The sequence below is a fragment of the Streptantibioticus parmotrematis genome (assembly GCF_019890615.1).
GTDB lineage: Bacteria > Actinomycetota > Actinomycetes > Streptomycetales > Streptomycetaceae > Streptantibioticus_D > Streptantibioticus_D parmotrematis.
In genome coordinates, this window is the sequence record NZ_JAINVZ010000041.1 from 1 (window position 1) to 24,328 (window position 24,328).

Here is a 24,328-nt window from a genome sequence, read left to right on the forward strand (position 1 = left end):
CACGCCACTGGAACGACTACCTCACCGCCGACCGCGAACTCGTCACCATCGAGAAGGAATACGACCTCTTCCAGGTCGTGCGCGGCGACCGCACCGCAGCCGAACGGCCCACCCGCGCCGAGCAGGAGAAGGCCAAACGCGCTGGCCAGAACCGCACCGCCCGAGAACGGCTGCGCACCACGGTCCGTACCGTCGTGGCCGCCGCAACCAGCACCGAGGAGTTCATCAGCCTGCTCCAGCACACCGACAGCATCTTGGTCGACATCAAGCACTTCCCGTCCGGCGACGTACGCGGCTACACCGTCGCCCTCGAAGGCGACACCAACGCCAAGCAGGAACCGATCTGGTACTCCGGCTCCCAACTCGCCCCGGACCTGTCCCTCCCCAAGATCCGAAAGCGCCTCGACGCCACCGAACCACAGAGGAGCCCCCACACAACCAACCCATGGCACCAGGTCACCGCCGCCGCAGAACGCATCCCCCACCGCCTCGAACACGCTGGGGACACGGCAGCCCAGGCTCACCTGGCCGCCTTCGGTGAAGCCCTCGACGCTCTGCCCCTTCGCGCACCCCAGGCCATTCGCCCCCAGCTCCGGCAGGCAGCCGAGGCATTCGAGCGCGCCACCCGCTCCCGCGTCCAGGCCGAGCACCAGCACGCCCGCGCTCTGCGCGGCGCCGTGCGGGCCATGGTCCGCGAACCCGCCCCGAGGGACGGCGCGCTGCTGGCGATGTTCCTCGACGCCGCGATCCTTGTCGTCATCGCCGCCGCCCGCTGGCACCAGCGACGTCACCACGACCAGCAGGTGGCGGCAGCCCACCAGACCCTGATCCACCTGCAAGCCGCCTACGAGCACACGTCCGCCGCACCGCTGACCGCGCTCGCCCAGTGCCGCCCGCCCCACCAGGTGGTGGAGCGGCACACCCTTCTCATCCGGCAGACCATGCCAGACCATGCGACACAGGTCGTCGAAGACCCGTCCTTCGACGCACTCACAGCCGTGCTCGCGACCGCCGAGAAGGCCGGACATGATCCAGAGCAGCTGCTCCAGCAGGCCACCGATGAGCGGGCACTCGACGATGCCCGAAGCCCCGCACAGGTGCTGACCTGGCGCGTCGAGCGGCTCAGCGCCAGGCCGGTTCCAAGTGACCGTGCACGTGTGGCACGGACCCGGAGTGCGGCACAGCGTCCGGGCACGCCGATCCGACCGACAACAGTTGCGCCGACCTCCCAGCCGCAGCCTCCGCCGGCACGACGGCGCTGATCCCGCCCGCTCCCGTACCCAGAGCGGCGTCAGGCCGCGCACCCGAGCGCGTCGTGGGCAAACGCGAGAGCCCGGAACCGGGCCCCCACGGCATTGGGGCCGCGGGAAGCCAGCGCCCGCAGGGCACTGACCTGTCGTCCCGAGGCCCACATTCCGGTGGTCGGCGACAGGAAGGGGACGACGGTCACGCCCTGCTCGGTGAAGGGGGCGTGGTCGAGGTAGGTCATACCGCCAGTGCCGCACAGGTACGCACGTGCACCGGTAGCGGCAGCCAGGTCGGCCAGCCGCTCGGACCGGCCCGTGCGTGCGGGCAAGGTGCTGCTGGTAAGAATCTGTCCCTGCCAGCCAAGCAGTTCGAGCATGGCGCGGGTGGAGGCGGTGGCGACCGTCGCGATCCGTCCGGTGCCGAACGCGTCCCAGACCGGCTGAAGGGCTCGGTCAAGAGCGAGCCAGTGAGGGCTGGCCCTGTATTGCTGGCGCAGGATCGATGCGGCTCTGCGACGGGCTGCGGGAGCGTCGGCGATCAGGGCGTCCCTGATGAGGGTGGGGCGACCCGAGGGCCGGTGAGTGGGGATGGTCAGCCACCGGGCCCGGCCGACGCCGTCGAGCGTCGCGAGGCGGGCGCGATGCTGGTAGTCGCGGCGGACGAACTGCACGTCGTCCAGGACGATCCAGTAGTCCGCCGCGAACAGCTTGGCCAGCGTGGTCAGCCGAGGCAAGAAGTTGGGCTGATGGATGGCGCACAGGCCACCCGGGACAGGGAGTTCAGGAAGCGATGAGGCGGCTGGTGAAACCGTCGCGGATGAGGGATTCGTACGCGGCATGCACGTCCTCCGGGACCTCCTGCTCGATGGCGAACCCGAGCTTCGGATACTCGATCACCCGCTGGAGGTCGCCGACGAGCATGTCCACCACGAGCTTCTCGTCGCCGATGGACTTGAGGTAGTCGTCGAACTCCAGCGTTTCCGAGGCGCACACGATCTCGACCTCGGACCACAGCTTGCGGGCGGTCGCGTACGACCGTCGTTCCATATAGGGCTTGGAGACCAGCAGCACCGTGGTCGGGGTGATGCCGGCGTCGGCCAGGACCTCGCGGGCGAGGGTGATGTTCTGCCCGGTGTTCGCGGCGTGGGGTTCCAGCAGGATCGCGGCGGTGGGGACGTCGAGGTCGATGGCGTGCTCACGGAAATGCACCGCTTCGCCACGGGGGAAGACCTCGGCGGTGGTGGGGCTGTTGCCGCCGGTGAAGACCAGGGTGGGGAAAAGGCCCGCGTGGTACAGCTCGGCGGTGCGGGTGGCCACACCCAAGTCGTGGCTGCCTAGACCGATCGCCACATCCACGGGGCGGGCCTCGTGGTGCATCTGGTGGTAGTCCCAGATTGACTTGGCCTGATGCCACTGGTCCTCGGTGATGGCCTGCTGGTTGTCACTCACGCGTTCGTCTCCCTGATCACCGTTGGCGAGGCCCCGGTCGGCCCTCACTGCTGGCCCTGACGCTGTCGATACTGCGCAGCTGGTGCACGAGTCCGTACTGCGCGGCCGTCTGAGCAGCCCGGCCGAGGACACGAAGCCCATCATCCCGGGTCGCCGCATCGGAGAGCAGGATGTGACCGTGAGCGGTGTCCAGTCGTACGCGTTGCATCGGTGAGTCGGCGCTCCCACTGCTGCGGGCGATGTCGATGAAGTGCAGGGCCTGGGTGAGGTCACCGACACCCCGCCGGGCAAGGGCGAGCTTCTGCTGGGCCACCGACCAGTCGTCGGGTTCCGTGAGATCTTCGAATTCACGGGTCGCGGCCTGCATCAGGCGGGTCGCGTAGTCGTGGTTGCCGTCCTTGCTCAGCGCGGTGCCCACCCATAGGCGGGCTCTGGCCCGGTCACGGCGAGAGAGTCGGTCGTCGACGGCGAGTGTCTCGTACGTACGTGCTGACGCCTCCAGGTCACCGGACATCTCCGCGACGACCGCGAGCGACAGATCGAGCTGGGCGACGCGGCGGGGGATGTCGAGCTGGGTGAAGATCGAGCGTGCGCCCGCGTAGGAGTGATGGGCGGACAGCGGTCCGAGTACGGCGCCTTGATCGCGCTTGAGGTCGCCGAGGAGCGCGGTGGAGCGGGCGTAGAGGTATAGGCCCTTGTCGTCGAGTTCGGTGGCCTTGAAGCGGTTGAGCCATCGGCCCAGCAGGCTGTCGGCGAAGGTGAAGTTCTGCCGGGACAGGGCGACGACGGCACGGTCCAGGTCGTCGGTCCACGACTCGTACTCCCAGGCTCTGGGACCGGAAGCCGTCACCCGGCGTCCGGCTGCCACCTGCCCGGGGCCGGCCATCTCTGACAGGAGCGTTTCGAAGCGCAGGTGTACGGAGGCATCGGCGCGGCCGAGTGCGGTGTCGAGGATGGCCTGCGTGTCGGGTCGGGGCTCGGTCGTCGACAGGAGCTTTTCCCACTTGGAGACGGTCGCGACGGCGAGACCGAGGCGCTCGGCGAAAGCCCGCACGCTCAGGCGGAGAGCGAGCCGCAAGGCTCTGGCCTCCAGGCCGGTCCAGTGATGCACGGTCGCCACGCGTCACTCCCTTCCACCGGTCATGGAAGCAGAAGCGTGCGGCCGGTGGGTCGGAAGTGGAACGCAAGTGGAACAGTCGGTGATTCCAACGACGTTGGGCAACAGCCACGCTCAAGAGGTCACCACTTCACCGAGTCTCCTGGACGGTCGCAAGCATGGAACCCCTCACGGAGCATCACCCGGTCAGCGGTCCCCTCGTATACGGCTTTCTGCGGTTGGTCGGCGTCTCCGCAGCCCGTCAGACGGCTCTGCGCGCGTCGCTGGTGGACTACTGCCGCACCCACGAGCTGCAGCTCTCCGGCGTTTTCATGGACCGATACGTGACAACCGAACCCAGATCCGCCGCGTTCACGGGACTGCTGGACGCGCTGGCTCTTCCGGACGTCTATGGCGTCGTCGCGCCGGCCCTCTCCCACCTGGGGCCGAAGCACGTCGCGGCCGAACGCAATCGTTGGATCGAGACGACCGGCGCCCGCCTCCTACTAGCTCGCCGACCCCGCACCACGCGTCCCTCGGCTCTTCGTCACGAGCCCGCCCACCGCAGCTTCCGGGCACAAGTTCGCGTCCTGGGCGCGGAGTCATGAGGCACGTCATGCCCGAGTCGCTTCAGCAGTTCTTCGAAGCCCGACACCAGTCCGTACGCATGGCAAGGGAGTTCGCCACCCGGGCGGTGGACGGCTGGGGCCTGACGAGCCGCACCGAGGACATTCGTCTGTGCGTCTCCGAACTCGCCACGAACGCTGTCGTCCACGGCACCGCCCGCGGGCACGGCTTCCTCGTCCGGCTCGACATCGACGACAACTGCGTACGCCTGGAAGTGCACGACAGCCGTCGCCAGCAGCCTGTTGTACGCGAGTCGGCCGTCACAGACATCTCCGGGAGGGGCCTGACGTTGGTGGCCGCGCTCTCCGACGAGTGGGGAGTGAAGGACCGTACCCCGCTCGGAAAGGTCATCTGGTCTTGCTTCAAGACTGCGGGCGACGCCACACAGCCGATCAGCCCTCCCGGCTCAGACCGCGATGACCGCCCTGTGGAGGTCCCATGACCGCGACCGGCACCCCGGCTCGGGATACGCCTGCTGCATCACACACGCGTCTCGTAGCCAGCCCGTTCCTCGCCCAGCACCTCCTTCTTCAGCCGGGCCGTGCGGTCGGCATGCGCATTTCTGGGATCCGCTACGAGGAGCTGCGCGCCGCGAGCCACAGGGGGGACCCTCTGCCGGCCTGGCTTGTCAATGCCGCGCGGCAGGCGTGGGGCACCGAGCTGCCTGACGGGCCGGTCGGCGATACCGTCCTCGTCCGCGAGCGATCGCCGTACGGATACGCGAAGGCATCCTGGGAGATCAACCTCGGCTGTGACTACGACTGCGAGTTCTGCTACCTCGGCGAGAAGCGCTTCGAGGGCCTGGACTGGACGGGCAAACAGCAGCTCCTGCGGACGATGCGTGACGCGGGCGTGCTCTGGCTTCAGATCACGGGCGGCGAGGCACTGGTCGACCGAGAGTTCGGTGCGGCCTACGAGTACGCCCACCAGCTCGGGATGATGGTGCAGGTCTCCTCGAACGGCTCCTCCCTGCGCAAGCCGCCGATCCGCGACCTGTTCGCCCGCCGACGGCCCTACCGGCTCACGCTCAGCGTCTACGGCGCGACTGCGGGTACGTACGACAAGGTCACTCGCAACCGCGGCGCGTTCGGCCGGTTCGTCCAGGGCCTGGACGCCGCCCGCCAGGACCGGCTGCCGGTCCGGCTCAACGTGATCGTGTCGGACGACAACGCTCACGAACTCGACGCGATGGTCGCCCTGTGCGAGCGCTACGGCTTCCCGCACCAGGTCTTCACGAACATGTCGCCGACGATCGACTGCGAGGCGAACCCGCTGGCGACGCAGGCCGAGGGCCACATCAAGGCCCGGAGCATCTTCACCGGCTGCAACGCAGGCCGGACGTTCTTCCACGTCAACCCGCACGGCATCGCGTCCGTCTGCAAGGTCGGCCGTGACCCGAGCGTGAACCTCGTGACCGAGGGCGTCGCCGCCCTCACGCGGCTCGGCGCCATCGCCGAGTCCCTACAGCTCCGCACCGGTGGATGCTCCGGCTGCACGAAGGTTGGCACCTGCCGTACCTGCCGGCCGCTGGCCAAGCTCTACCAGGAGGCGGGGGACCGACGAGAGCTCTACTGCCAACATGGAGGCTACGGATCATGACTCCACCCACCACAACCCTCACCCCGCCGCGCGAACCGGTGCTGCTCACCATCGGACGGCGCCCCGCCGATGGTGCAACCGGCGCCCTGGCCGTGCCACTGCCGGCCGCAGCCATCCGCGACGACGAGGTCCAGATCATCGCCGACCTGGAAGAGGCCGCCGAAGGCGCCGAGTGCAGCTGCTCGGCCGGCGACGACCAGCCGTACTAAACACACCGCAGGCGGGCGCCGCACCGCTCGCGTACGCGCCCCATGACTGCCGCCCCGGTCATACCCTGGCTGGGGCGGCACTCCCTTGTCTCCGAGCCCCATGAGGAACCGCGCGTGTCCATGTCTCGCATTCCCTTCGATCTGCTCCCAGCCGACGTCCGCCAGGCTGTCACTGACAAGACCGGCCCCGTGCATCAGGCGGTGACCATGACCGGCGGCATGAACTCCGGCGTCGCCTCCGTCCTGGAGACCGAGAGCGGCAACGTTTTCGTGAAGGGCATCGCGAGTGATCATGCGCAGGTCGCAGCACAGCGCCGCGAGGCGGAGATCGCCCCCCACCTGCCCACGTCCTGTCCCCGCCTGTACTGGCACCTGGAAGTCGGTGGATGGAGCCTTCTCGGATACGAGGTCCTCAGCGGTCGCCACGCCGACTACAGCCCCGGCTCCGCCGACTTGGTGCTCGTAGAAGCCGCGCTCACCGAACTGCAACGGATCACCGCTCCGGCCGACATCGAGATCAAGGACGCGATGGACCGCTGGGAGGACTACGCTCCGCCCGGAACGCTCCAGCACTTCAGCGGCAACACCCTGCTGCACACCGACTTCGCACCGCACAACGTCCTGATCGCCGACGGGCGTGCCCGCCTCATCGACTGGGCGTGGCCAACGCGCGGTGCGGCGTGGATCGATCCAGGCACCTTGGCGCTGAGGCTGATGGACGCCGGCCACCCGGCGGAGGACGCGATCGTGTTCGCAGGCCGTTTCCCGTCGTGGCGGAACACCGATCCGGAGGCGCTGACGGCATTCGGTTCCGCATCTGCGGCGCTGTGGCGGGAGATCGCCGAGGAGGATCCAACGCCGTGGAAGCAGGGGATGGCCAAGCGGGCCACTGCGTTCAGGCTCGTACTCCTCAGAGGGTCCACGCCCGCCGTCGGATCTACCTCGTCTTGAACTCGATCTTTCCGGTAATCATGCGGAAATTCCCACTCGAGTACAGCGTGGGTCGGGCCTCAACGTGGTTTCCGCTGTACTTCTCCACATGCCGGATCTCCACACCGCCTGGAACATTGAAGTCGATCAAGGCAATGGCGACCCAGTAGGACAGGTTTCGGTTGTTGAACAAGGCACCGTCACCGTGGACCCGCGCCCATCCGTGACCACCACCTGAGCGCCGTACGACTTCCGGTCGCTTGCCTTCGCCTGAGCAAGCAGTTCCTGGCTGTCTGCTTACGCGGTGGGTGGGGTTCAGTGAAACGTCCAGGGGTGGCTAGCCCGCGGTGAGATCGCCGGAGAGACTGATCTCGATGGGGCGCTTCAGCTTGCTGCCGTATTTCCAGTCCAGGACGCCATCGTGCTGGAGGCGCCCGACGACGATGCCTGGGGCGATGCCAGCCCGGCGGGCGAAGGCTGTGATGTTGGTGAAGGGCATAGGGCGCTGGACAAGTTGCCTGTAGGCGGCCGCGTGCTCGGGCGGGATGAGGGTTTCCCTGGCGAAGGCGTCTGCCTCGTCCTCGCTGCGGTCTCCTTCGGGAGTCGTGTCGTCGTCACGGCTCGTGTTGTCGATGAAGGTGAGGCGTTTGCCGTGCAGGAGGACATGGCCGAGCTCGTGGAAGACAGTGAACCAGAAGTGGTCGTCCTTCTTGAACCGGCCGCTGAGGGCGACTCCGACCTTTTCCGGGGTGAGCCATCGGGTGACGCCGGAGACGCGACTGTTGGGGGGCGCTGCAACGAACACCACCGCGACGCCGACTCGGGCGCACAGGCGCGGGATTTCGGTGCGCCAGACGGCGGGTTCCTTGACGGTCAGGGCGCGCAGCTGGGGAAGTAGCTCAAGCAGGGCCGCGCGGTCGTAGGGTGCGCAGGGGATTTCGCGTGCTCTGAGTTCGGCCTGGCGCAGCCAGACGGCGGTGGCGTAGTCGTCCGGCGTGAGGACGGTGGAACGCCGGAAGGCAGTCCGATAGCTGCCCCACACGTTCTCTGCAACCTCGGGGTCGGCGACCCCGAAGAACGCCAGCAGATGCTCGAGATTGTCCACCGTGCGCTCTTTGGTCGGCAGGATGCCCCGCTTGACCAACTCCTGCAGGGAGAAGCGGTCGAGCCAGTCGAGACGGTGGCTGAGGGCTTCACGGCTCTGGGTGCGGCTGACATGGGTGCGCCAGGCGGCCTCCATCTGGTTCCACAGCGAAGCCGGGATGCCGACCGCCCGCTCCAGCAGAAGCGCAGTCTCGGGGGTGAGGACAGCGCTGCCCTGGACGATCTGGTTGACGTGCTTGGTCGACAGCCCGGTGCGGCGGGCAAGGTCCGCTTGGGGGATACCAAGGGCGTCGAGCTGTTCTTTCAGCGTGTCGCCCGGAGGCAGGGCTTCATCCGGTGCGAACGGGTGCGGGGCTGAGGGCGGAGTCACGTGAGTGCCTCTCGGTCGGCGAGGCTGCGGGGCGGGCCTGGTGGCGGGATCAGGGGCGGTGGATCGCTGCGACGATCACAGCGCGTACGGCGTGCTCGTTGAGGGTGCCGTCGTCGAGGGTGCCGGGCGGGTCGTCGCGCGGGCGGACCACGAGATCGCCGTGATCACCGAGCGACACCAACAGAGTGAAGCAGTCCCCGTTGGCTGCGGGCCGCAGCCGCGCGGCCGCAACGTGGCGCAAGTCGGCCAGGTGGTGGGCGGCCGCCATCTGGCCAAGACGCCGGAGCAGGGTGGTCGCCCCATCGGGGCCCAAACGGTCCCTGCGGGCAGGGCCGCTGTTGCAGACACGGGCGAGCTCGGCGTCCTCAAAGACGATCTCCACCAGCGACCCCAGAGTTCCTTTCCGTGCACCTACTGCTTCCATGCTATCCTCACGACCAGGTTCACAAGATTTCATGCACCTACTGGGTAAATGAAACTTTGGGTCAGGTATGGCGTGTGCTACCGCAGGCCACCGCAGAAGATCGGAAGGACAGCCCATGGCAGGCAAGAGCAGCGCATCCAACGGCAAGCGGGGCCGCAGTGCCATCACGGGCCGGTTCGTGAAGCAGGCCACGGTGAAGCGGCACCCGAAGACAACGACCAACGAGATCACCGGCAAGGGCGGCAGGAGGAAGTAGGCCGCCAGCCCCTCACGGCGGACCTCGCATTGTCAGTGGTGTGAGGCAGTCTCAGCAGACCAGTGCATTCACGACCAGACCGGAGGGCCCGATGGCTCACCTCAAGCAGCAGTTCAAGGACGCGCTGAGCTCCATCGAGCCCGGCGACGACAAGACCAACGCGCCAGAGGCGCATCGCCTCGTCCGTGACGCCCTTAAGGCTGACTCCAAGCTCGCCGAGTACGGCGTCAACCCGATCTTGATCGGCTCCTACAAGCGCAACATGTCGATCCGCAGGATCAAGGACGTCGACGTATTCGTGCGCCTGCCCGATGTTCCGAGCGACGTCACGTCGACGGACATCCTCGACAGGTTCTTCAAGGTCCTGCATGCAGAGTTCGGCACCGACGCCGACGGGCACCGGCGCACCAAGCGTCAGGACCGGAGCCTGCAGGTCTCCTTCCCGGAGTACGACCTCTACGTCGACGCGGTGCCCGCCCGCCCCTACGGCGACGGAACCTGGGAGATCCCCCAGAAGGGCGACGAGAACGAGTGGGTGCGCACCAACCCAGACGGGCTGACGGACCTCTCGAGCACGATGAACGCGGACCACGACGAGTACTACGTACCAACCGTCAAACTGCTTCGCCAGACTCGTCGCGCCCTGCTCGGCACGAAGAAGCCCGGCGGATTCTTCATCGAAATGGCCGCCTACCAGGCGTTCGACTCAGGCGCAGTCTCGGGCAACGACCAGGCGGAATACTACGTCTCCGCTCTCTGGGAAGTCAGCAAGATCGTAGAAAACTTCGTGACCTACGGCATCGCGGTGACCGACCCGACCCTGCCTGGACACACCATCCACATCCGCGCGACCGACGATGAACTGGACACCGCGCGTACGCGGTTCAACGACGCCGCGACGTCGGCAGCAGCTGCGCTCGCCGAGGAAGACGCGGGCAAGGCCGCGCTGGCGTTCCGGAAACTGCTGGGAAAGAACGGCGACGGAGATACGATCTTCCCGATGCCCCCCGGCTTCAACGAGGACGGCAGCAAGAAGGCATCCGCGGTCTCGCCCGGCGCCCGCGTCGTTCCTGCCGGCAAGAGGACCTTCGGGTGACCTCTGTCAGCTTCGACGAGTACGTCGCCTACGCGCGGCTGCACTTCGAGGAGGGCCTGATCCGCGCTGGGTTCCACGAGGTGGAAGCAGGGTGGGAAGGGCCTGTCCCGCACTTGGCGGGCACGACCCGTGTAGTGATCGACCTGCCGCCCCGCTTCCCGTTTCGACCGCCGAGGGTGGTGCCGGTCGATCACGACGCGGTGCCCTGGTCCTGGCACCGTGACTCGGACGGCGCGCTGTGCCTGGTTGCTGAAGAAGATCACGACGGGTTGTGGTGGATGGAGGCACCGGCGTTCCTCGAACACGTCACAGCATGGTTCGAGCACGCGGACACCGGATGGACGGACGATCGGCCCGACCTCGACCTCGACCGGTACTTCCATCAGTCCGCAGACCGGCGCCTCTACCTCTACGACGACCTCGGCCAGTACCTCAACCGCTCCGTCCGCTTCAGCCCTGCCAGCAACAACACGATGCGGATCACACACGGCATCCGTCCCAGGAAGGCCCTCAAGCACAGCAAGGACCGCTTTGGGTTCGTGGCCAATCTGGGCGAGGTCGACGTGCCGCCGCGAACCTGGGCAGACATCTGTGCCCGGCTCGGCTCGAACGCGGATCTGGACCGCAGAATTCGCCAGCAGTTGGTCGCGGTCGTCGTGCTGGTTTACCGACGAGGCACCCACGAGGGCGCGATCGTGCTGGACGTAACGCCCACGAAGGAGGGCGGCACGGCCGTCACATGTCTGCGCTCGGGCGCAGACACCGAGGCCGCCCGGTCCGCTCGCGCAGGCGTCCTCGCTGCCGAACTGCGTGAATCCAAGGTTGCCGTGGTCGGTGTCGGCGCTTTGGGCTCGTTCATCGCCGACATGCTGGTGCGCTCCGGTGTCCGTCACCTCACTCTCATCGACGACGATGTGGTCATGCCGGGAAACCTCGTCCGCCACCTCGTCGGCCGCGACGCAGTCGGACTGCCGAAAGCCGAAGCGGTCAAGCGACACCTCGCCAGGCACAACGAGGCGCCGGCCGCAGGCATCGACACCATCAACAGCGCCCTCACCTCGGGTGCCGACGCGGTCGACCATTTGCGGAACCACGACCTCGTCGTGAACGCCACCGCCGACTTCGCCACCACCGCGCTCCTGCATGTAAGCGCCCTGACACTGGGCACACGGGTCCTGTCTGCGGCGCTTCAAAACGACGGCAGGACCTATCGCATCGACGTACTGCCACCGATCGACGCCGCAGCACCGCTGCCGCCTTCGACGACCAGAGCCGACACCGAGGCGCCGCAACTGTTCGAAGCAGGCTGCGGAAGCCCGGTCTCCCCAACGCCGCCCCACGCGGTGATCGAGGCAGCGGCGGCAACCGTCCGCCACGCCGTCGGACTCCTCGTGGACCGCCCCCTCCATCCTGCAGGGGAAACGCGCCACCTCCACTCCGCACCGCAAAGGAGCCACCACCAGTGACCCGGCCGGCACCACGGATCGAGCTGCGCCAGGCGGCATACGAGGTCATCGCGTCCGCGACCGCGCAGCATCTGCCGCGGGAAACGGGTGGCATCCTCCTCGGCTATCAAGAAGACGCCAACGTCGTTGTCACCCATGCCCTCATGGTCGACGGACAAGGAGCGTCCCCCCACAGATACGTGCGCGATGACGTCAAGGCGAACACTCTGCTCGCAAAGTTCCTGGCCCAGCGAGCGGACGACGATCCAACCGGCTACGTCGGCGAGTGGCACAGCCATTCCGCACCGTCCGGGCCGAGCCCCACGGACCTTGCCGCGATGCGGGCAATGGCCCGGGAGCACGACGGCCCGATCGCACTCCTCGTTTACGCTCCCGGCGGGACGGACCCCTTCTCCGGACTTATCACCCGGCGCCAACGATGGGGACGCGTCACCGGCAAGGCAGCAACGGTCCTTCCGCCACCACAGAGATTCAAGGCGCTGGGGCCACTACCCAAGGGCGCAGTCCGGCCTGACGGTGCGGTGTTCATCTCCTACCGGCAGTCTGACGGGTCCCCGCAGGCCGAGTCGATCGAGAATCTGCTCAGGGCGGCCGGTCTCGTCGTGTGGAGAGACCATACCGACCTGCGCGCGGGCACAACGACCGATCGCCTCGAACAAGCCCTGACCCAAGGGCTTTCAGCAGCCGTGCTCGTCGTGACACCGGACATCGTCCACAGCGACATCGTCCGAGAACGTGAGCTGCCTCGGCTACTGCAACTGGACGAGGACCCCGCCTTCAGTCTGTGCATCGCGAACAAGACCGCCAGAGCGGGAAGCGATACACGGTGCGACTACGACGCACCGGACCGACTCCTAAGACTCGCTCCCTCCCGGACCCTCGCCGACAAGAAGCAAAGCAACATGCTCCAGCCGTCGGGCGAGAGCGAGATCGTGCGCGACCTACTGATGCACCGAGTCGAACAACGCAAGCCCGCCATTCACAGCGAGAACCGCGCCTTCACGGTCCGAGTCCAGACCCGCCCCGCGCCCTTCGCCTTGGACGCGGGCGAGGACGACCTGCACATCCGCATCAGGGCCGCCAGCGACGGCCGTCTGCCGCTGCGAGAGGGACTTCAGCTCCTGCAGACCACACTGCCCTTGACCAGCGACGCCGTCTATGCCGTCGGCGCGCAAACCGTACGCATCTTTGGCGGAGCTCACCTGTCGGTAGCCCTGGCCTTGGGAGCCGCCCTGCCCGAGACCAAGATCGGCAATGTCGAGGTGGTCGACACCCGCGGCGCTCAGTGGACGTCTGCAGAAAGTGGTGCCGACCCACTGACCAGCGAACTTCATACGCAACCAGTTGACCTCGAACAAGCACAGACACCCGACAGCCACGACCGCGTCGCGATCTTCCTCAGCCTGACTGCCAATCCAGATCAGACCGCATTCGAGCAGCTCCTGCACGAGTCCAGCGACGGCTTCGCCGCGGCCGCCGTAATCTCCGTCGCCGGCGAAGACCGACTCGACCCGCGCGAGGCCGCACGCCTCAGCACGGCTGCCGCGCAACAGATCAAAGCGCTTGCCGCACACAGCGGCCGTGCGGAGGTGCATCTCGCTTTCCACGGCCCCTACACGATGGCTCTACTCGTAGGGCGATACCTCAACACACTGCGCACCGTCGTCTACGAGTGGGACGGTGCGACCCCTGGGAGGCCCCACTACACCCCAGCTCTCGTGCTTGAGCCCGGTGTCACCGGCGGACCGATCACCGAGATCCTGCTCGCCCAATAGGCGTGGCGACGCACACGCAGCGTGCCAGCCGGTCTTGCTCTGCCTGGCTGGAGCTGAAGCAGTGCACCAAGGGAATGGTACTGGGCCCGTCGTTGATCCGGACGAGGTTGATCGCGCCTCCGGTGAGCTGGTGCTGGAGGCGGGTATTTGGCCATGCCGCAGAAGCGAGATCAACGAAGACTCGATGGTTTGGTCCTCGTCCCAGTAGAGCCTGACGAGCCGGTCGTCGCCGATGTAGTCGTTCCGATCTCCTCCTTCTCGTGTCGGAACGCCGAGGACCGCGAGAGCCCGCGACATCGCAGCGGTACGAACGAGGCGCCCGTCGGAGGCGAGTTGGTCCCGCCAGGTTCCGGGGAGGTACCACATGCCGACGGCCGCGATCATATGGCAGTAGGGCCTGAACTCCTCGGCGCCGAGAGCCCCCCTTCCCCCGTGACCACACGAACGTCAACGTATCGGTTCGCAGCCAGAATCCGGCGGGCGTAGGAGGTGGTGTCGGGACAATGTCGCACGTGGTGACCTGCCCGGAAGGTCCGGCGAGGTGTTTGCGTAGGGCGGCGTTCACGCGCCTAGGCCCAGGGCGGCTGTCTAACCTGGCGAGTCGCTAGAGCCGGTCCAGGTCCACTGCTCGACGTCGTAGTCGATGTCCTCTGAGAAGTGAGCATCAAGGCGTTCAAGAATGGCGTCAGCTCGTGCAGCCTGCAGGGCTGACTCGATGACGAACAGCCTGGCCTGTTGGTAGTCATCCGCCGTCAGAGCCCTAGTCATGTCGTTTACCGAGAACGTGATACTCCCGTCGCGGCCCCAACTGAGCTCATCCGGCGTCAAAGCCATGAAGTGCACGTAGCGGGCGTAGTCGATACCGAGAGCGATTACCTGCATTGCCTGTCTCAGTTGGCGCGTGGCGGACGTTAGCGCCTTGAGCTGGCGGGAGACTGGGGAGTCGCGCTCGCCTCTCTCCGCTCTAAATATGGGCAAGCGGTCGCCGAAGGTGAAGGGGGATCCTCCCCAACCGGTCTTCCGGGACCTGTAATGCTCTATCAGCTCTTCGAATGCCAATGCGAGTCCAGCCATAGCGACGATCACGCGATCAGCCTCAAAGTGTGTGCGCGCATCCCGTAGATACTGGGCGACCTTGGGGTGGGCAACCAGGTCCGCCATATCTACGGTCTCGAAGTCAACGTCGAAGATCATCCGTGCCGCGTCCGTGAAGAAGGTCGTGACATCGGCCTTGGACTGAGCGATGGCATGAGAGGACGGGATGTTTCCGTGATGCTTTAGGTCGACGCGCAGCTTGTTGACCCGGCCGAGCGCCTGCTTGCTCGGTAGGACTTGTCCAGGCGGCAGCTTAGGCTGAAGCTTCTCCCAGTACTGCAGAAATTGCATGCCGTTCGGCAGACTCACACCAAGGTGATCGGCGCCAATCAACAAAAAGTGTTCGACCGCATCTTGGAAGGACAGGATGGCAGCGGCCGACATCGGCTCGGGTTGCGCGCTTTGGGTGACGCCCTGTGCGTGAAGGAAGCGGACGAAGGCGAGCCGTTGGATCGTCTGCTGGCTGAGCGGCTTGGTCACAGTTCTCCTAAGGGCGTGGCCATGGGATTCCCGAGTCGACGGGAGCCCGACGGGCGAGTCGTGCGGCGTCTGCCTCTTGGTCCGGAGGAAGGCGAGCATCATGTCGATGCCTCGACCTCGCCGAGCCACTGCTCCTTCTCAGCCCTCTTGCGCCGCAGAGGGAGATCTTTCTCCAGCCCAGCGAGCCTCGGCAACATCTTTCTGTCACCTGCAGCACCTGATGCAGACGTGCTCATGCTGGCAGGGTGAGCTCTAGGGTCGAGCGCAGTTGGCCAAGCTCGACCGTAGCGCTTGCCCGTCCGCGCGTTGGCCCTAAGGAGGCGCGAGGGGTGTACAGCGCCATGGGCATATGCACGAGCAGCCAGGTCTGAACAGTCTGCGGCTTCCGATCCGCTCCTCGCGAGCCCAAGCGTGGGAGAAATCTGGGAGATGATCTTCCTCCTAGGCCCCGTCGAGACCGTCCGAAATTGCCTCACCCCAACCTTCTGACCAGCACAGAGACACTTCGCTCCCGGTCAAGACCACACCCGAACCTCATTCGGGACGAAGAGGCCGTGGGTTCAAATCCCGCCACCCCGACCCAGGTCAGAGGCCCTGTAGGAACATCCTGCAGGGCCTCTGGCGTACCCATAGCAACTGCCCGGGCCGTGCCTGACCGCCAGCAGCCCAGTGCTGCAGTAAGCAAGCCGACGCCGCTCCTCGCTGTAGCTCCCCCTCGCTGCGCTGCAGTCGGAGATCATCCACGGGCGGAATGATCAAGATCCGGGAGCCGACTGCACGTGCTCGGATCGGGGCAATCACAGACGCTGGCCGCTGGACTATCAAGCGCACCTCTCCATGGCGGCGTCGCTGTCGGTCCCACTCGCTAGGCTGAGCAAAGGCGAGGCGTATGGGAGGCCCACGTGCCCCAAAACCCAGGGATCGATCGGCGCGCGATCGACAAGTTTGTGAAGGACATCGCCAAGGAGTTCGAACGGGCTTCCAGGAAGCACCCCATCCGCATGCCCGTCAGTGCTGAGGCGTCGATGCAAGGGGGAGGCTGGAACAGCGGTGCCACGATCGAAAGCAGCCCGTACCTCGCCCTGCTGCTGATGTGGCTGGACGCCCATGCGCAGCAACACCCAGCCGCCTACGTGGACGTCACCCAGTTCCTCGAAGAGCAGGGCCTACCGGCCGAGGATGCATCCGTACTCGCCTTCCAACTGGAACAACGTGGGCTGGTGACCATCGCCCGCATCCTGGCGGGAACACCCGACGTCCACCTCACCGACGACGGTCGCGTGGCCGTACACCACCTGAAAGAACTGCAACAAGATCACGCCGCCCGGCACCGATACGCCGCCGAAGCGTTCCTTCGCTGGCTCTACACCGCAGCCCATGATCAGAAGCCGGTCAGCCCCGTCGGCTTCTTCGCCGTCCCCGCTGCTTACTATGCCGGCGACGGGATCACCGGCGAGGAACTGCACCAAGCCGTAGCGCGCTTGAATCACGCAGGGCTCGTCGTGGGGATCAACACCGATCCGCCGACCGTCGCCATCACACCCGATGGCATCGAGTGCGTCCTGTCCGGAGGAACCGTGTCCGACTACCTGAACCGGCCGAGGGTCGGCGACAGCTACACCATCAATAACTCACAGGGCTTTGTCGCTGGGCGAGAGAACCGAGTGGTGCAGAGCAACACCTTTGGCCTGGACACCACGGCACTGCGCGACTTCGCTTCCATGGTGCAGCAGTTCGCTCCGACCCTCAATATGGAACCGGACCGGCAGGCCGAACTGATCCACGACGCCGAATCCCTCGGCGAAGAAACCGCAGCCGAGAATCCGGAACTAAGCCGAATCCGGGCCGCTTACCACCGTGTCCTCAGCGGGCTAAGCGCGATCACGACCGCATCTGCGGGATTGTCCGCTGTGATCCAAAAAGGGCAGGACGCATACCGCACCGTCTTCGGCGGCTGACACATCGGATCGAATCGCAGATTGATTCGAAATTCGCTCTCGCAGCCTACCTCCGAAATGCGGAACACGCGTCCGTCTGGCGGCTGATCCTGCTCGGTGAGGAGCGGGCCGAAGGCCGTGACGAGGGCGAGCGGCAGGACCGGGTCGGCCAACTCCCAGCTGTGGGCGCCGGGGTGCCCGGCGAACTCGCTGCACGCCTCACCACCGTCGGCGGTGGCGACAGGGCAGTCGGGGAGCAGGAGGGCGAGGTAGGGCTCGGTGTCGTCGCGCCAGGCGGTCCAGATGGTGTCGGCGTCCGGACCGTGCAGGTTCAGCACCACGCCGTGGTGGACCGGCCCGCGGTGGGCCTGGAGCGTGCAGGTCAGCAGCCTGCCGACGTCGTCGAAGCTGTACACCAGCCCGTCCCCACACGGGTGGAGCGGCGTTGGCCATGCCCAGGGTCACCTCGACGAGCCGGGACGGCACCAAGGTCTGCCGACCACAGGCGAAGCCGCGCGGGTGACGGCTGGGCATCCGGATCGACTCCTTCGTCGGATCGCTGCATACGGGGGTTGGGCGGGGCCTGCTCCGGCCACGAGCTGGTGCCGTGAGTCCGTCACACCCCCGCGGGGAGTGGTGGGGACGTGGATGCCTGCTTGACTCGGCGTGGCCGGAGCGGGGAAGGGACCCGCTCCAGCGGGCAGCCCGCTGCCGCCCGCACGGGGGCGGGAGTGCGTACGGCGACGTGGGTGACGCCTGCGGGCATGCCGCTGGAACGGAGCAAGAGAGGGGTGTCTATCGCGGGTGTGTGTCGTGCGCAGCGGCGGATCGAACTCATGCGCGGCGTCGCAGGTTCTCGAGAGCCACGCGGTACCTGCGGTTCAGATCGAGCCGATGCACCGCGCGAACACGTTCACGGAAGTGGGTGCCCCGGCTTCGAGACGCAGAGCGGCCCAGACGACCTTCCCGGGACCATCCACGCGGGGGTAGAAGCCCCACGCTCCGTTGGACAGCCCGGCGACCAATCGCAATCCACGGCCCGTCTCGATGTCTTCGAATGCAGGGCACACGACCGGGACCTGGTCACTGCCGTCATGAACCGCGACGTACAGAACGCCGGCCGTGCCCTGCAGATCTAGGAGGAGCGAAGGCTCGCTGGCCGCCTTCGGCCAACCCCCACTCGGCGAACTTCCGTGAAGCGTCGGCCCGTACACCGCGAATCGTCGACGGCTCGCAGCGGAAGCGCACGCGATACCGCTCGGTGGACGGTGGCCGGATCTGCACGTGAAGCCTCGGCCGGAAGCCGGGGTGGCGGAACTGAGCGGACATGACGTGCTCCTTCGGAACGCGTGGCCGTGGCACCGCAACGCCCCCGTCACGCAGGAGCGCGGCGCTGAGTCGATGGTTGCCGAGCGGCGATCACGCAATCAGGCCGCGGTGATTACCCAACGTGGGTAATGTTGTGAGGCAATCGGGAGAGGGGGTGACAGCCGTGCCCGAAAAGCAACCAGGTTTTCCTGCCACCGTCTTGGCGCACCCGCAGATGCAAAAGGCATGCAGGGAACGCGACTTCGGACTGATCTTCCGGCTCGCGCCTGCAGTCGTCGATCGAGGACTACCGGCGCAGGGACGACCAGCACGGCGGCGCATCGCTGCGCCCCGCCGTCGTCGGTCACCTGCGGTACGTGACCAGCCGGTTGAGCCACGCCCCCACCGGTCCCTTGGCCGACGACCTTCGCGCCCTCGCCGCCGAGCTGGCCCGTATGGCCGGCTGGGCCTACTTCGACGCACGGCAGTACAGCACCGCCCGCACCTACCTCCGCCAGGCGCTCGACCTCGCACGCGAGACGGGCGACGCCTCCTTCACCGCGAACGTCCTGTCGTGCCTGAGCCTGCAAGCGACCTACGAGAGCAGGGAGAACGAGGCAGTCATGCTGGCCTCAGCCGCGCAGGACGTCGCACGGCGAGGAACCCCGTCGCGACTCGTCGTCTCCATGCTCGCCATGCGCGAAGCATTCGCCCACGCCGCACTCCGTGACGCCGCCGCCTGCCACGACGCCCTCCGCCGCGCCAACGACGCCTTCGCCGCTGCGGAACCGCCCGCCGAAGCACCCGCCTGGGTGCGCTACTTCGACGAGACCAAGCTCATCGTCGACACCGGCATCGCGCTCGGCCAACTCGGCGAGGCGAGCCGGGCTGAGTCCCTCATCACCGAAGGACTGCGGCGCGAACGCATCGACCAGCAGCGCGGACGGGCGTTCCACACCGTCTGGCTCGCCGACGTCCAGCTCCAACAGGGCAAGCTCGACGCCGCGGTCGCTTCCGCCACGGCCGCACTCGACCTGACCGCGACCCTCGACTCACCACGCGTGGCTGGGCACCCGCGCGAATTCCACACCCGAATCGCACCGTTCGCACGCGAGCCGGCCGTGCTGGGCTTCGAGGAGCGCATGCGCTCAGCCCTCACGTGACGGTCAGGCGCCTGTGCTGTCGAGCAGCAGGTGCAGCAGCCCGACCAGGCTGCCGCTGCTGACGATCTCCCGGCGGTCGATCATCCCCCGGATGTCCTTCAACGGAATCTACTCGATCCGGTCGGACTCGTTCTGCTCCGTGGGCGGCCCGGCGTACGTAGCCCCGGCCGCCCGGAACACGTAGTGCTCGGAGTCCGTGATGCCGTTAGCCAGCTGCGCATACACCAGCGGCTTCATCGACTCGACCTGCCAGCCGGTCTCCTCCAACACCTCACGCGCCGCCGCCTCGTCCGGCGTCTCGTCGGCCTCGATCAACCCCATCGGCAGCTCCCACGCCCACGTGTCCGTGATGAACCGGTGCCGCCACATCATCAACACCCGCTGCTGCTCATCCACCACCGCGGCGACCGCGAGGTGCCGCATCCGCACGACATGATGCTCCCACCGTCGTCCGTCCGGCTGCTGCACACCGACCAACCACAGGTTGACCCAAGGGTTGTCATAGATCTGCCGCTCACCGTGAACCTGCCACTGCATCCCGCCAACTCTCCACCTCGTCGCCCGGCTTCCAGGATGACATCTGCAACATGACGGCGGGTGAAAAAGATCACCGTCCGGTTCCCCTTGGGTTTGGCCGAGGAAGGCGCTGCGACACGCCGCACCTCAACTACGAACGCATGCTCGTATCATCACTCGAAAGGAGTAGCGTGCCGACCGCACGATGTCGGTACGCACGACTCCCCTGATCTCGGCGCACACGTGAGCCGATGGGGATCCGAGTTGGAGGAGGCGCTGGTGGGCGAGGAGTCCGGAGAGGCCCCGTCCGAGCTTGCACCTGCGGAAGAAACGCTTCTGCATACGGACGGCCGGGGCGCACCTTCCCAGTCTGCGACCGCAAGACATGATTCACCCTTGTATATAAGCAACTTTCACATAGAGCAGATCGGCAGTCGACAGAACAACCTTGTCGTCGAGTCGATGGCTCGTGAACTTCACCCCGATCCTCGCGAGGCGTTCCTTTCCGACGTACTCAAGTTCAGACTGAGCGAGGCCAAAAGCTTCTCGACCATCAGCCGGTTCTGCATGGCCATGGGTCTGGCCATTGCTCTTTGTGGAGCGGTGACAGCACTGATGGGGCTCGGAGCGCCGGTTGGCCTCTCAACTATCCTCGGAGGAAGTCTCCTTGGAGGCACTGGTGGAGCATTCGCCGTGCACGGCCACAGGGCTCAACAGCGACTCACGACCGAGGCTGAAAGAGTCGAACAGGAACTTCAGCTAGACCGGACAAGGGAACAGGCTCTGACGCTCATCTCGGAAGTTGATGATCCTGCGATTCGAGACCGTCTCCGAACGATGGTGGCAATGCGCACCCTCGGCCTGGCACCACCCCCTGAGGAGGCAGCCAACCGAGTTTTCTCGCCGACCGGCGAGACATCACCAGCGATCGCGACCGAGTAGGTGCTCTGCTCGGTACTGCCGAGCAGAGCACCACTGACACCCCCGACTAACCCGAGCGCGGGACCGTCCACAGCCGGATCACGCCTTGTCACGCAATCGGAATGGCTCGGAGAAATCCTCCACTGACCGCATAGAGAACCCCGTTCACCACCGGAGGTGGCTGTGCGGAATTGTGGTGCCACATCACGTCCGCGACGGTGCGCCTCTTCCGAGTCCCCATGTCGAAAGCGATGAGCCGGCCGGGCGCGATGTGCAGCGAACACGGTTTCGCCGACGATGAAGGGTCGCTTTTCAGATGTACCCGCACCGCGGTGTGACCACACGACTTCGCCACCTTGACGGTCATAAGCGATCAGTCGGTTAGGGTCCCGCGTGGGAACGATGACGGTCCGATCCGCCAGTAGATTAAATTCTCATTCACTCACGTCAGTTAGTCCGCGCCACGACGAAACTGGATCGGTTCATTTTTCGAACGGACTTGCCGAATCGGCGGCCCACCATGCAGCAATAAACGGATGATGGGAATTCTCTTCGAGCCAATCGACCAACTCTGGAAAATATAAACCCCTTTCACAGCCAAGACACCAGAAATCATACCCCCCCAAGTGCCCCAAGGGTTCGATGCAGCCTTCGCATCTCAACGCACTCGGTAGTGCCAGTCCCGAGAAGCAAACCGGGCACGCAGCGTCGTCGCACGACGCACACCGTTCCTTGGAGAACAATCGTCTGGACTTGATTCGAACATGGGCTGACAGGCCTTCCTCTGACTTTTCCACATCCCAGAGCAAGACGAACAGATTGCTCGCTTCGTCCAGCGTCTTTTCGGCCTCAGGGCCAGGCTTTAGGTCGTGCCCGACGAGAAACAGAGCAACTGCGACAACCGAATCCCGCCGTTGAATCCTGGTCCCGGAAAGACGAGAGAGACGAGGCTCCTACTGAGACCAGTGCCACGGGCAATCTCGACCTGACTCACCCAGCCCTTATCACGCTGAAGCTGGATGAGCCGGCTCTGGAGATCACTCCGGGCTCCGGGAGGAAGGTTAGCTCCCCTTGACTCGCCCTTCCGCCCCATTCCATCTACCTCCGTCTCGCTGCTTCCATCGTGTCCTCGCCCACTTCGAGAGCGCGACGACGGTCGCAACGATTACGCCAGCGACCACGTTCACACCGATATCGCTCATGCCGACAAGCCCGCCATCATCACTCGCGGCTCTGGACAGTTCTGGACACCTTTGGCCGGACACGCCGTGACGGAGGGCAGCATCCTAACTGCGTCACTTCCGTCCCCGGCGGGTGTACGAGCTTTCGGACGACAATTAACATGATCATCTATGAAGCGGCTGCCCCATCTTAGATCCCGTGGCGGCTACGGCACGCAGCAACCTGTCCGAAAGCGAAGACCCCCGGAAAACGATGCGCCCGCGGTGTATGACGTCTTCAACCGCAGACGCAAGGAATTGGCACGGCTGCCGCGCATCCCAAGAGAGCGAGAGCAGCATAGCCTTGCTGCCGCTCGCTACCGGATCGGCGCCGGCTGCCTATTCATCCGAGTATTCAAGCGGGATGGGAGCATCGAAGATATCGACGACGAACTCTGAGGTGCCGCTCCCCTCGAATTCGATATCCCGATCACTGTGCAGCAGCGTATGGATTCTCACCCAACGCCCTTGGTCGCTCGCGCCTTCCGCCACGCTGAGCGCGCTACCCACCGGCCCGCAAGAATCAAGGAGTTGTGCGCTCGTCCATGTCTTCAGGAGCTTGACGTCTGAAGGGAGCTCCCATGTACGGGGCTCGGCACTGGCCGGCACAGAGACCTCGTCGCTGAGTAGTTGGAGATCCCACCCGACATCACCGTCCTCGCTCCGCTGGTTCGAGACGCGAACCCCGAGCCCGATCATGTAAGCGCTGTCAAGGTATTCCTCCAGATCATCACTGCCCCTGGAGAAGTAGACCGCCTCGCGCACGACGTCGATCGGTCCATACCCGTTGAAGGCTCCGAGTACCGGAGCGCACTTGTTCTTGACGTACTGCTGTACGGCCATGCTCACAGGGATCGGAAAAACGTCCAATAGCGTCTCAAGGACTGTCTCGTCCCGGTCTGACAAGAAGCCGTTGAGCGCGTTGACGAGTTCAGTGGTCAGATGAAGATCATCCGCTCCGAGGGTGGTGACTACCTCCAACTGGTCGTGAGGGTCCTTTACCAGAGCGAACACCCGGCTCCGCCCCGGGCTCATGTGAGCGATGAACGAATGAACCATGGCCTGCCTCATCTCACGGCGCACGCGACAGGCGGGGGCGTACTCGCTTAACCACTGTCGCAGAAACTGGGGAAGCCCACGCGCCGATGTGTCGCCCGAGGTACAAGCTCGTTCGCATAGCCAACAGGTGGGTAGCTGTCACGCTCGGCACTCGCCCGAGCCTGCATCGCTATGGCGTCAAGCTACCTGACTGCATCTGCAGCGGCAACACAAACAGAGGTAGTCGCAGGGCGACGCGAGCATCACCGAGCTGAGGGAGCCGTCAGCACCGTTGAGGTCCTCTCGGACCCGATGGGCGTCACAGGACTTCTGAAAGTATGCGACATCCTGCGATCTCGGATGATTGGGTAGGGCAGCGGACCAGACGTAAGGGGAGCGTTGATGGAACCACGTAGTGCGGCCGCGTTGGGCACGGAGTTCCCGTACACGTTGGCGACCTTGTGCTACATCGAGGTGGCCGAAGACGGCACGGTCACCCACGGCAAAGACGCCGGCACGTATGAGCGCGCTCGCGACGGGAAGTGCAGGCTGTTCGCTGTGTGGCCTGGCGAGTGGGCCAGTCACCTCTTCGTGATCGACGACCTCGACGAGTACGCCCGTGCCCACGGCCTCATGCACGATCCCGAGCGCACTGGGCTTGCTGACCACGAGCACGCTGTCCAATGGGAGTTGGACCCCAGCGAGAAGAAGCCGATGGGGAGTTACATCACCATCCGTGTAAAGCTGGACTGCGGCTGCAACATCCGAGATCTGGACGCCTTCGCCAAGCAGATGCGGGCCCAGCAGGGGTGGGACATCGCTACCAGCAGCGGCTGGGGTGGAAGCTCGGGATCAGGGACGTACATGCGCGCTCGGCGGAAGAGCCTGACCTCGTAGACATGCTGGTCACGGGCCTGCCTGTACAGCAGCAAAGTACAGCAACTAACTGATCGTTTCAGAATGAGGCGTCGGACGGTCCTCCGTCGTCGAGCCGCTGGAGAG

The 24,328-nt window shown here is 65.7% G+C and carries 23 protein-coding genes and 1 pseudogene; 14 read left to right on the plus strand and 10 right to left on the minus strand.

Annotated elements, in window-relative coordinates; genetic code table 11:
- Positions 1 to 1,262, plus strand: a 1,262-nt coding sequence (locus K7472_RS31420; RefSeq protein WP_222982535.1) for a mobilization protein, incomplete at its 5' end; no start/stop codon positions are given.
- Between the two features lie 29 nt (positions 1,263 to 1,291).
- On the opposite strand, the gene K7472_RS31425 is transcribed toward K7472_RS31420, so the two are convergent.
- The 3 genes from K7472_RS31425 to K7472_RS31435 are packed head-to-tail and all read right to left on the minus strand — an operon-like array spanning position 1,292 to position 3,816.
- On the minus strand, positions 1,292 to 1,981 hold the full coding sequence (locus K7472_RS31425) for a WbqC family protein (protein ID WP_252396558.1): 690 nt from the start codon (positions 1,979 to 1,981) through the stop codon (positions 1,292 to 1,294).
- Positions 1,982 to 2,027: 46 nt separating this feature from the next.
- Positions 2,028 to 2,696 carry a YdcF family protein gene (locus K7472_RS31430; protein WP_222982539.1) on the minus strand — a complete coding sequence of 223 codons (669 nt, stop codon included), beginning with the start codon at positions 2,694 to 2,696 and terminating at the stop codon, positions 2,028 to 2,030.
- Between the two features lie 16 nt (positions 2,697 to 2,712).
- Entirely contained in the window at positions 2,713 to 3,816 is a 1,104-nt protein-coding gene (locus K7472_RS31435; protein WP_222982541.1) for a helix-turn-helix domain-containing protein, read from the minus strand.
- Positions 3,817 to 3,971: 155 nt separating this feature from the next.
- Here K7472_RS31435 and K7472_RS31440 point away from each other — a divergent pair, with 155 nt between their 5' ends.
- The 5 genes from K7472_RS31440 (at position 3,972) to K7472_RS31460 (ending at position 7,178) form a co-directional block, all read left to right on the plus strand.
- Positions 3,972 to 4,400, plus strand: coding sequence for a hypothetical protein (locus K7472_RS31440; protein WP_222982543.1), 429 nt, complete (start codon positions 3,972 to 3,974; stop codon positions 4,398 to 4,400).
- An 8-nt stretch (positions 4,401 to 4,408) separates the two neighbouring features.
- Positions 4,409 to 4,861 carry an ATP-binding protein gene (locus K7472_RS31445; RefSeq protein ID WP_222982545.1) on the plus strand — a complete coding sequence of 151 codons (453 nt, stop codon included), beginning with the start codon at positions 4,409 to 4,411 and terminating at the stop codon, positions 4,859 to 4,861.
- Positions 4,858 to 6,018, plus strand: coding sequence for a radical SAM protein (locus K7472_RS31450; RefSeq protein WP_222982547.1), 1,161 nt, complete (start codon positions 4,858 to 4,860; stop codon positions 6,016 to 6,018). Before K7472_RS31445 ends, K7472_RS31450 begins: the two co-directional genes overlap by 4 nt.
- Positions 6,015 to 6,227 carry a hypothetical protein gene (locus K7472_RS31455; RefSeq protein WP_222982549.1) on the plus strand — a complete coding sequence of 71 codons (213 nt, stop codon included), beginning with the start codon at positions 6,015 to 6,017 and terminating at the stop codon, positions 6,225 to 6,227. Before K7472_RS31450 ends, K7472_RS31455 begins: the two co-directional genes overlap by 4 nt.
- Before the next feature lie 120 nt (positions 6,228 to 6,347).
- A complete protein-coding gene (locus K7472_RS31460) occupies positions 6,348 to 7,178 on the plus strand; it encodes a protein kinase family protein (protein WP_252396564.1) in 831 nt (276 codons plus the stop codon).
- Between the two features lie 316 nt (positions 7,179 to 7,494).
- Here K7472_RS31460 and K7472_RS31465 read toward each other — a convergent pair whose 3' ends face one another.
- A complete protein-coding gene (locus tag K7472_RS31465) occupies positions 7,495 to 8,631 on the minus strand; it encodes an ImmA/IrrE family metallo-endopeptidase (protein ID WP_222982552.1) in 1,137 nt (378 codons plus the stop codon).
- 49 nt (positions 8,632 to 8,680) lie between these two features.
- Positions 8,681 to 9,013, minus strand: coding sequence for a hypothetical protein (locus tag K7472_RS31470; protein ID WP_219688542.1), 333 nt, complete (start codon positions 9,011 to 9,013; stop codon positions 8,681 to 8,683).
- Between the two features lie 157 nt (positions 9,014 to 9,170).
- Between K7472_RS31470 and K7472_RS31475 the strand changes: the two genes are divergently transcribed.
- From K7472_RS31475 to K7472_RS31490, 4 genes are all read left to right on the plus strand, one after another.
- Positions 9,171 to 9,311, plus strand: a complete 141-nt coding sequence (locus K7472_RS31475; RefSeq protein ID WP_222982554.1) for a hypothetical protein — start codon at positions 9,171 to 9,173, stop codon at positions 9,309 to 9,311.
- A gap of 91 nt (positions 9,312 to 9,402) precedes the next feature.
- Positions 9,403 to 10,407, plus strand: coding sequence for a nucleotidyltransferase domain-containing protein (locus tag K7472_RS31480; RefSeq protein WP_222982557.1), 1,005 nt, complete (start codon positions 9,403 to 9,405; stop codon positions 10,405 to 10,407).
- Positions 10,404 to 11,873 carry a HesA/MoeB/ThiF family protein gene (locus K7472_RS31485; RefSeq protein WP_222982559.1) on the plus strand — a complete coding sequence of 490 codons (1,470 nt, stop codon included), beginning with the start codon at positions 10,404 to 10,406 and terminating at the stop codon, positions 11,871 to 11,873. Before K7472_RS31480 ends, K7472_RS31485 begins: the two co-directional genes overlap by 4 nt.
- A complete protein-coding gene (locus K7472_RS31490) occupies positions 11,870 to 13,648 on the plus strand; it encodes an SAVED domain-containing protein (RefSeq protein ID WP_222982561.1) in 1,779 nt (592 codons plus the stop codon). Before K7472_RS31485 ends, K7472_RS31490 begins: the two co-directional genes overlap by 4 nt.
- Positions 13,649 to 14,236: 588 nt before the next feature.
- On the opposite strand, the gene K7472_RS31495 is transcribed toward K7472_RS31490, so the two are convergent.
- Both K7472_RS31495 and K7472_RS31500 read right to left on the minus strand, forming a co-directional pair.
- Positions 14,237 to 15,223 (minus strand): hypothetical protein, encoded by a 987-nt coding sequence (locus tag K7472_RS31495; RefSeq protein WP_222982563.1) that lies wholly within the window; start codon positions 15,221 to 15,223, stop codon positions 14,237 to 14,239.
- A 98-nt stretch (positions 15,224 to 15,321) separates the two neighbouring features.
- Complete coding sequence (locus K7472_RS31500) at positions 15,322 to 15,459, minus strand: hypothetical protein (protein WP_222982564.1); 138 nt, start codon at positions 15,457 to 15,459, stop codon at positions 15,322 to 15,324.
- A gap of 666 nt (positions 15,460 to 16,125) precedes the next feature.
- Between K7472_RS31500 and K7472_RS31505 the strand changes: the two genes are divergently transcribed.
- Positions 16,126 to 17,181, plus strand: a complete 1,056-nt coding sequence (locus K7472_RS31505) for a hypothetical protein (protein WP_222982566.1) — start codon at positions 16,126 to 16,128, stop codon at positions 17,179 to 17,181.
- On the opposite strand, the gene K7472_RS31510 is transcribed toward K7472_RS31505, so the two are convergent.
- Positions 17,073 to 17,576: a hypothetical protein gene (locus tag K7472_RS31510; RefSeq protein ID WP_222982568.1), complete on the minus strand. Its 504-nt coding sequence runs from the start codon at positions 17,574 to 17,576 to the stop codon at positions 17,073 to 17,075. The genes K7472_RS31505 and K7472_RS31510 overlap by 109 nt on opposite strands.
- A 1,179-nt stretch (positions 17,577 to 18,755) precedes the next feature.
- Here K7472_RS31510 and K7472_RS31515 point away from each other — a divergent pair.
- The gene (locus K7472_RS31515; RefSeq protein ID WP_504740141.1) at positions 18,756 to 19,631 is read left to right on the plus strand and encodes an NsdA family TPR-like regulatory protein; all 876 of its coding nucleotides are present in this window, start codon (positions 18,756 to 18,758) and stop codon (positions 19,629 to 19,631) included.
- A 3-nt stretch (positions 19,632 to 19,634) separates the two neighbouring features.
- Here the strand turns inward: K7472_RS31515 and K7472_RS31520 are convergent.
- Positions 19,635 to 20,168 (minus strand): annotated as a pseudogene (locus K7472_RS31520) (NUDIX domain-containing protein).
- A 258-nt stretch (positions 20,169 to 20,426) separates the two neighbouring features.
- Here K7472_RS31520 and K7472_RS31525 point away from each other — a divergent pair.
- Positions 20,427 to 21,089, plus strand: coding sequence for a TRADD-N-associated membrane domain-containing protein (locus K7472_RS31525; RefSeq protein ID WP_222982571.1), 663 nt, complete (start codon positions 20,427 to 20,429; stop codon positions 21,087 to 21,089).
- 1,538 nt (positions 21,090 to 22,627) lie between these two features.
- Here K7472_RS31525 and K7472_RS31530 read toward each other — a convergent pair.
- Positions 22,628 to 23,302 carry a hypothetical protein gene (locus K7472_RS31530; RefSeq protein ID WP_222982573.1) on the minus strand — a complete coding sequence of 225 codons (675 nt, stop codon included), beginning with the start codon at positions 23,300 to 23,302 and terminating at the stop codon, positions 22,628 to 22,630.
- 483 nt (positions 23,303 to 23,785) lie between these two features.
- Between K7472_RS31530 and K7472_RS31535 the strand changes: the two genes are divergently transcribed.
- A complete protein-coding gene (locus tag K7472_RS31535) occupies positions 23,786 to 24,223 on the plus strand; it encodes a hypothetical protein (RefSeq protein WP_252396561.1) in 438 nt (145 codons plus the stop codon).
- Positions 24,224 to 24,328 lie beyond the last annotated feature (105 nt).

Excerpts from the sequence above, each read along its gene's own strand:
- K7472_RS31450 (WP_222982547.1), top strand. The coding sequence starts at position 4,858 with ATGACCGCGACCGGCACCCCGGCTCGGGATACGCCTGCTGCATCACAC.
- K7472_RS31460 (WP_252396564.1), top strand. The coding sequence starts at position 6,348 with ATGTCTCGCATTCCCTTCGATCTGCTCCCAGCCGACGTCCGCCAGGCT.
- K7472_RS31500 (WP_222982564.1), bottom strand. The coding sequence starts at position 15,459 with ATGAGCACGTCTGCATCAGGTGCTGCAGGTGACAGAAAGATGTTGCCG.
- K7472_RS31475 (WP_222982554.1), top strand. The coding sequence starts at position 9,171 with ATGGCAGGCAAGAGCAGCGCATCCAACGGCAAGCGGGGCCGCAGTGCC.
- K7472_RS31440 (WP_222982543.1), top strand. The coding sequence starts at position 3,972 with ATGGAACCCCTCACGGAGCATCACCCGGTCAGCGGTCCCCTCGTATAC.
- K7472_RS31480 (WP_222982557.1), top strand. The coding sequence starts at position 9,403 with ATGGCTCACCTCAAGCAGCAGTTCAAGGACGCGCTGAGCTCCATCGAG.
- K7472_RS31455 (WP_222982549.1), top strand. The coding sequence starts at position 6,015 with ATGACTCCACCCACCACAACCCTCACCCCGCCGCGCGAACCGGTGCTG.
- K7472_RS31445 (WP_222982545.1), top strand. The coding sequence starts at position 4,409 with ATGCCCGAGTCGCTTCAGCAGTTCTTCGAAGCCCGACACCAGTCCGTA.